At 50.9% G+C, this 5,896-nt stretch carries 2 tRNA genes, 3 rRNA genes and 1 pseudogene; all 6 read left to right on the top strand.

Features of this window, described 5'->3' with window-relative positions:
* The first annotated feature begins 140 nt into the window (after nt 1–140).
* Nucleotides 141–1,681, top strand: a 16S ribosomal RNA gene (locus Q3O12_RS10690).
* Between the two features lie 100 nt (nt 1,682–1,781).
* Nucleotides 1,782–1,858 (top strand) — tRNA-Ile (locus tag Q3O12_RS10685).
* 5 nt (nt 1,859–1,863) lie between these two features.
* Nucleotides 1,864–1,939 (top strand) — tRNA-Ala (locus Q3O12_RS10680).
* A gap of 378 nt (nt 1,940–2,317) precedes the next feature.
* Nucleotides 2,318–5,209, top strand: a 23S ribosomal RNA gene (locus tag Q3O12_RS10675).
* A 96-nt stretch (nt 5,210–5,305) separates the two neighbouring features.
* Nucleotides 5,306–5,419: ribosomal RNA gene (gene rrf / locus Q3O12_RS10670) — 5S ribosomal RNA — on the top strand.
* Together the 16S, 23S and 5S rRNA genes with 2 tRNA genes alongside form the textbook arrangement of a ribosomal RNA operon.
* Nucleotides 5,420–5,499: 80 nt before the next feature.
* Nucleotides 5,500–5,896, top strand: a pseudogene (locus Q3O12_RS10665) (helix-hairpin-helix domain-containing protein).

The raw sequence follows: 5,896 nt of genomic DNA, 5'->3' as shown, positions 1-5,896 counted from the left end.
AACGCTCTTTAACAAAACAGATTACCGATAAGTGTGAGTGCCTTGAGCCTCACACTGTTTGAAAGACAGACAAGATAATGTTTTGAACATTGTCCTGTCGGTTTCTTTGAAGCAGACCAGAAGTTAAAAAGTTAGAGATTGAACATAAGAGTTTGATCCTGGCTCAGATTGAACGCTGGCGGCATGCTTTACACATGCAAGTCGGACGGCAGCACAGAGAAGCTTGCTTCTTGGGTGGCGAGTGGCGAACGGGTGAGTAACATATCGGAACGTACCGAGTAGTGGGGGATAACTGATCGAAAGATTAGCTAATACCGCATACGTCTTGAGAGGGAAAGCAGGGGACCTTCGGGCCTTGCGCTATTCGAGCGGCCGATATCTGATTAGCTGGTTGGTGGGGTAAAGGCCTACCAAGGCGACGATCAGTAGCGGGTCTGAGAGGATGATCCGCCACACTGGGACTGAGACACGGCCCAGACTCCTACGGGAGGCAGCAGTGGGGAATTTTGGACAATGGGCGCAAGCCTGATCCAGCCATGCCGCGTGTCTGAAGAAGGCCTTCGGGTTGTAAAGGACTTTTGTCAGGGAAGAAAAGGCTGTTGCTAACATCAGCGGCTGATGACGGTACCTGAAGAATAAGCACCGGCTAACTACGTGCCAGCAGCCGCGGTAATACGTAGGGTGCGAGCGTTAATCGGAATTACTGGGCGTAAAGCGGGCGCAGACGGTTACTTAAGCAGGATGTGAAATCCCCGGGCTCAACCCGGGAACTGCGTTCTGAACTGGGTGACTCGAGTGTGTCAGAGGGAGGTAGAATTCCACGTGTAGCAGTGAAATGCGTAGAGATGTGGAGGAATACCGATGGCGAAGGCAGCCTCCTGGGATAACACTGACGTTCATGCCCGAAAGCGTGGGTAGCAAACAGGATTAGATACCCTGGTAGTCCACGCCCTAAACGATGTCAATTAGCTGTTGGGCAACCTGATTGCTTGGTAGCGTAGCTAACGCGTGAAATTGACCGCCTGGGGAGTACGGTCGCAAGATTAAAACTCAAAGGAATTGACGGGGACCCGCACAAGCGGTGGATGATGTGGATTAATTCGATGCAACGCGAAGAACCTTACCTGGTCTTGACATGTACGGAATCCTCCAGAGACGGAGGAGTGCCTTCGGGAGCCGTAACACAGGTGCTGCATGGCTGTCGTCAGCTCGTGTCGTGAGATGTTGGGTTAAGTCCCGCAACGAGCGCAACCCTTGTCATTAGTTGCCACCATTCAGTTGGGCACTCTAATGAGACTGCCGGTGACAAGCCGGAGGAAGGTGGGGATGACGTCAAGTCCTCATGGCCCTTATGACCAGGGCTTCACACGTCATACAATGGTCGGTACAGAGGGTAGCCAAGCCGCGAGGTGGAGCCAATCTCACAAAACCGATCGTAGTCCGGATTGCACTCTGCAACTCGAGTGCATGAAGTCGGAATCGCTAGTAATCGCAGGTCAGCATACTGCGGTGAATACGTTCCCGGGTCTTGTACACACCGCCCGTCACACCATGGGAGTGGGGGATACCAGAAGTAGGTAGGATAACCGCAAGGGGTCCGCTTACCACGGTATGCTTCATGACTGGGGTGAAGTCGTAACAAGGTAGCCGTAGGGGAACCTGCGGCTGGATCACCTCCTTTCTAGAGAAAGAAGAGGCTTTAGGCATTCACACTTATCGGTAAACTGAAAAGATGCGGAAGAAGCTTGAGTGAAGGCAAGGTTCGCTTAAGAAGAGAATCCGGGTTTGTAGCTCAGCTGGTTAGAGCACACGCTTGATAAGCGTGGGGTCGGAGGTTCAAGTCCTCCCAGACCCACCAAGAACGGGGGCATAGCTCAGTTGGTAGAGCACCTGCTTTGCAAGCAGGGGGTCATCGGTTCGATCCCGTTTGCCTCCACCAAAACTTTGCAAATCAAAGTAATCCTGTTGCTTTTATTTTATTTGTACTTTTATATTTTATAGCAACTTATTTTGATTTGCGGAGTAGAATAACGACGCATCGATCTTTAACAAATTGGAAAGCCGAAATCAACAAACAAATAAAAGTTGGTTTGCCGAATCGAAACCGGTTGCAACCGGTGTTGATTCCAAATGTCAAAACATGGAAAAGCAAACCGAAACAGTATTTGGGTGATGATTGTATCGACTTAATCCTGAAACACAAAAGGCAGGATTAAGACACAACAAAGCAGTAAGCTTTATCAAAGTAGGAATTTCAAGTTTACTTCCCTAGTCAACGGGTAGGTAAACAAAGTCAAAGAAGTTCTTGAAATGATAGAGTCAAGTGAATAAGTGCATCAGGTGGATGCCTTGGCGATGATAGGCGACGAAGGACGTGTAAGCCTGCGAAAAGCGCGGGGGAGCTGGCAATAAAGCTATGATCCCGCGATGTCCGAATGGGGAAACCCACTGCATTCTATGCAGTATCCTAAGTTGAATACATAGACTTAGAGAAGCGAACCCGGAGAACTGAACCATCTAAATACCCGGAGGAAAAGAAATCAACCGAGATTCCGCAAGTAGTGGCGAGCGAACGCGGAGGAGCCTGTACGTGATAACTGTTGAGATAGAAGAACAAGCTGGGAAGCTTGACCATAGTGGGTGATAGTCCCGTATTCGAAATCTCAATAGTGGTACTAAGCGTACGAAAAGTAGGGCGGGACACGTGAAATCCTGTCTGAATATGGGGGGACCATCCTCCAAGGCTAAATACTCATCATCGACCGATAGTGAACCAGTACCGTGAGGGAAAGGCGAAAAGAACCCCGGGAGGGGAGTGAAATAGAACCTGAAACCTGATGCATACAAACAGTGGGAGCACCCTAGTGGTGTGACTGCGTACCTTTTGTATAATGGGTCAACGACTTACATTCAGTAGCGAGCTTAACCGAATAGGGGAGGCGTAGGGAAACCGAGTCTTAATAGGGCGAACAGTTGCTGGGTGTAGACCCGAAACCGAGTGATCTATCCATGGCCAGGTTGAAGGTGCCGTAACAGGTACTGGAGGACCGAACCCACGCATGTTGCAAAATGCGGGGATGAGCTGTGGATAGGGGTGAAAGGCTAAACAAACTCGGAGATAGCTGGTTCTCCCCGAAAACTATTTAGGTAGTGCCTCGAGCAAGACACTGATGGGGGTAAAGCACTGTTATGGCTAGGGGGTTATTGCAACTTACCAACCCATGGCAAACTCAGAATACCATCAAGTGGTTCCTCGGGAGACAGACAGCGGGTGCTAACGTCCGTTGTCAAGAGGGAAACAACCCAGACCGCCAGCTAAGGTCCCAAATGATAGATTAAGTGGTAAACGAAGTGGGAAGGCATAGACAGCCAGGATGTTGGCTTAGAAGCAGCCATCATTTAAAGAAAGCGTAATAGCTCACTGGTCGAGTCGTCCTGCGCGGAAGATGTAACGGGGCTCAAATCTATAACCGAAGCTGCGGATGCCGGTTTACCGGCATGGTAGGGGAGCGTTCTGTAGGCCGATGAAGGTGCATTGTAAAGTGTGCTGGAGGTATCAGAAGTGCGAATGTTGACATGAGTAGCGATAAAGCGGGTGAAAAGCCCGCTCGCCGAAAGCCCAAGGTTTCCTACGCAACGTTCATCGGCGTAGGGTGAGTCGGCCCCTAAGGCGAGGCAGAAATGCGTAGTCGATGGGAAACAGGTTAATATTCCTGTACTTGATTCAAATGCGATGTGGGGACGGAGAAGGTTAGGTTAGCAAGCTGTTGGAATAGCTTGTTTAAGCCGGTAGGTGGAAGACTTAGGCAAATCCGGGTCTTCTTAACACCGAGAAGTGACGACGAGTGTCTACGGACACGAAGTAACCGATACCACGCTTCCAGGAAAAGCCACTAAGCTTCAGTTTGAATCGAACCGTACCGCAAACCGACACAGGTGGGCAGGATGAGAATTCTAAGGCGCTTGAGAGAACTCGGGAGAAGGAACTCGGCAAATTGATACCGTAACTTCGGGAGAAGGTATGCCCTCTAAGGTTAAGGACTTGCTCCGTAAGCCCTGGAGGGTCGCAGAGAATAGGTGGCTGCGACTGTTTATTAAAAACACAGCACTCTGCTAACACGAAAGTGGACGTATAGGGTGTGACGCCTGCCCGGTGCTGGAAGGTTAATTGAAGATGTGAGAGCATCGGATCGAAGCCCCAGTAAACGGCGGCCGTAACTATAACGGTCCTAAGGTAGCGAAATTCCTTGTCGGGTAAGTTCCGACCCGCACGAATGGCGTAACGATGGCCACACTGTCTCCTCCCGAGACTCAGCGAAGTTGAAGTGGTTGTGAAGATGCAATCTACCCGCTGCTAGACGGAAAGACCCCGTGAACCTTTACTGTAGCTTTGCATTGGACTTTGAAGTCACTTGTGTAGGATAGGTGGGAGGCTTTGAAGCAGAGACGCCAGTCTCTGTGGAGCCGTCCTTGAAATACCACCCTGGTGTCTTTGAGGTTCTAACCCAGACCCGTAATCCGGGTCGGGGACCGTGCATGGTAGGCAGTTTGACTGGGGCGGTCTCCTCCCAAAGAGTAACGGAGGAGTTCGAAGGTTACCTAGGTCCGGTCGGAAATCGGACTGATAGTGCAATGGCAAAAGGTAGCTTAACTGCGAGACCGACAAGTCGAGCAGGTGCGAAAGCAGGACATAGTGATCCGGTGGTTCTGTATGGAAGGGCCATCGCTCAACGGATAAAAGGTACTCCGGGGATAACAGGCTGATTCCGCCCAAGAGTTCATATCGACGGCGGAGTTTGGCACCTCGATGTCGGCTCATCACATCCTGGGGCTGTAGTCGGTCCCAAGGGTATGGCTGTTCGCCATTTAAAGTGGTACGTGAGCTGGGTTTAAAACGTCGTGAGACAGTTTGGTCCCTATCTGCAGTGGGCGTTGGAAGTTTGACGGGGGCTGCTCCTAGTACGAGAGGACCGGAGTGGACGAACCTCTGGTGTACCGGTTGTAACGCCAGTTGCATAGCCGGGTAGCTAAGTTCGGAAGAGATAAGCGCTGAAAGCATCTAAGCGCGAAACTCGCCTGAAGATGAGACTTCCCTTGTGGTTTAACCACACTAAAGAGTCGTTCAAGACCAGGACGTTGATAGGTGGGGTGTGGAAGCGCGGTAACGCGTGAAGCTAACCCATACTAATTGCTCGTGAGGCTTGACTCTATCATTTGAAGAACTTTAAGAGATAAAAGCTTACTGACTGATTCAGTCATCACCGAATATATTAATTAAGGCTTTACCGATTTGTAACAGTTTAAGTTTGGCGGCCATAGCGAGTTGGTCCCACGCCTTCCCATCCCGAACAGGACCGTGAAACGACTCAGCGCCGATGATAGTGTGGTTCTTCCATGCGAAAGTAGGTCACTGCCAAACACCCTTTCAGAAAACCCCCGATTATTCGGGGGTTTTTGCCTTACCCGCAAAGCGGGTCGGGGAATGCGGGCTTTGGGCGGATGCGGGGCTTGAAGCGTCCGGGTATTCATTTTAAAATGACGCACCTTATCGTCCGCAGGATGCGGTTTATTGTTTGCAATCTTTAAAGGAAAAACCATGAAGAAAATGTTCGTGCTGTTCTGTATGCTGTTCTCCTGCGCCTTCTCCCTTGCGGCGGTAAACATCAATGCCGCTTCGCCGCAGGAGTTGGAGGCGCTGCCGGGAATAGGTCCGGCGAAGGCGAAAGCCATTGCGGAATACCGCGCGCAAAACGGCGCGTTCAAGTCTGTGGACGAGTTGACGAAGGTAAAAGGCATCGGTCCTGCGGTGCTGGCGAAGCTGAAGGACCAGGCTTCGGTCGGCGCGCCCGCACCCAAAGCCCCCGCCAAACCGGCAACGCCCGCAGCTAAAAAATAG

It is taken from the genome of Neisseria benedictiae, from assembly GCF_958267435.1.
Classification (GTDB): domain Bacteria; phylum Pseudomonadota; class Gammaproteobacteria; order Burkholderiales; family Neisseriaceae; genus Neisseria; species Neisseria bergeri.
The sequence above is the reverse complement of the archived record's forward strand: the minus strand, read 5'-3'. Positions and strand labels throughout refer to the sequence as shown.